Here is an 815-nt window from a genome sequence, read left to right on the forward strand (position 1 = left end):
ACGAACGGTTTAAATACGTTAAATAGCAAAACGGGTGAATTGCGTGATGGATCTGAGAAAGTGACTGATGGCTTGAACAAACTAGTAAGTAAATCTGGTGAATTACAAACAGGAACAACTGACCTATCAAATGGTATGGGAAAACTTGCTGAAGGGCAAAGTCAATTAGAAAAAGGGTCTCAAGAAATTCAAAAGGGATTGCAAGAGTTAAATAGTAACGTACAAAAGTCTGCTGTAGGCTTAGAGGAAATGCAGTCGAAAGTTCCTTCTATATTGAATACAGTAAATGAGAAAATAGATGGTGCTGGGGCGAATGTAAATCAGTTAAATGAATTTACGCAATCAACAGCAGGAGATGCAAAAACTGCAGCGCAAGATGTAGCGAATTTACAAAAGCAAATTGAAAGTTTACCAAAAGAATATCAAGAACAGTTACAACCATTCGTAACAAGTGCTGTAAAAAGTACAGCGACAGTTCAGCAAAAAGCTGCCGGAGTAGCAGGTGGAACAAATAAATTAAATGAAGAAGTAAAGCAATTAAAAGGTGAAATCAGTGAAAAGACAAGTGGGATGCAAAGCAAAATGTCGAATCCAGAAGATGTAGGAAATTTAACGAGTGGTATTAAAAAATTAACGAATGCACAAAACGAATTTGTAAGTAAGTTTCAAGGATTAGGTGAAGGATTAGGTAATGCTAAAGTAGGTGTAGATAAATTAAAAAATGGATCAGTTCAATTAATTGATGGAGTAACGCAATTACAAAGCGGATCAGGAAAAGTGACAGCTGGATTAGGTCAATTATCCGCAGGAGCAAA

1 pseudogene is annotated in these 815 nt (G+C 36.2%); it reads left to right on the forward strand.

Annotated features, from left to right (window positions below):
• Positions 1-815 (forward strand): annotated as a pseudogene (locus tag MR113_RS27240) (YhgE/Pip domain-containing protein); the annotation flags it as partial.

The organism is Bacillus cereus group sp. BfR-BA-01379 (genome assembly GCF_022663605.1).
Taxonomy (GTDB): Bacteria; Bacillota; Bacilli; order Bacillales; family Bacillaceae_G; genus Bacillus_A; species Bacillus_A mobilis.